This window comes from Micromonospora psammae, from assembly GCF_036902725.1.
Taxonomy (GTDB): Bacteria; Actinomycetota; Actinomycetes; order Mycobacteriales; family Micromonosporaceae; genus Micromonospora.
Window position 1 is genome coordinate 1 of record NZ_JBAKHM010000058.1, and the last position, 933, is coordinate 933.

The following is a 933-nucleotide window of genomic DNA, read 5'->3' on the forward strand; positions in this document are numbered from 1 at the left end:
CCTTATGGAGCGAAGTCTTTGATTCCCCGCTGCCAAGAAAAGCTTCTAGCGAGATAAAAGGTGCCTGTACCGCAAACCGACACAGGTAGGCGAGGAGAGAATCCTAAGGTGTGCGAGAGAACTCTGGTTAAGGAACTCGGCAAAATGACCCCGTAACTTCGGGAGAAGGGGTGCTTTCTTAACGGAAAGCCGCAGTGAATAGGCCCAAGCGACTGTTTAGCAAAAACACAGCTCTCTGCGAAGCCGTAAGGCGAAGTATAGGGGGTGACACCTGCCCGGTGCTGGAAGGTTAAGGAGAGGGGTTAGCGTAAGCGAAGCTCTGAACTGAAGCCCCAGTAAACGGCGGCCGTAACTATAACGGTCCTAAGGTAGCGAAATTCCTTGTCGGGTAAGTTCCGACCCGCACGAAAGGTGTAACGATTTGGGCACTGTCTCAACCAGAGACTCGGTGAAATTATAGTACCTGTGAAGATGCAGGTTACCCGCGACAGGACGGAAAGACCCCGTGGAGCTTTACTGTAGCCTGATATTGAATTTTGGTACAGTTTGTACAGGATAGGCGGGAGCCATTGAAACCGGAGCGCTAGCTTCGGTGGAGGCGCTGGTGGGATACCGCCCTGACTGTATTGAAATTCTAACCTACGGGTCTTATCGACCCGGGAGACAGTGTCAGGTGGGCAGTTTGACTGGGGCGGTCGCCTCCTAAAGTGTAACGGAGGCGCCCAAAGGTTCCCTCAGAATGGTTGGAAATCATTCGTAGAGTGCAAAGGCATAAGGGAGCTTGACTGCGAGACCTACAAGTCGAGCAGGGACGAAAGTCGGGCTTAGTGATCCGGTGGTTCCGCATGGAAGGGCCATCGCTCAACGGATAAAAGCTACCCCGGGGATAACAGGCTTATCTCCCCCAAGAGTCCACATCGACGGGGAGGTTTG

The 933-nt window shown here is 53.3% G+C and carries 1 rRNA gene; it reads left to right on the forward strand.

The window, feature by feature from the left end:
* A 23S ribosomal RNA gene (locus V6U79_RS29665) occupies window positions 1-933 on the forward strand; the annotation flags it as partial.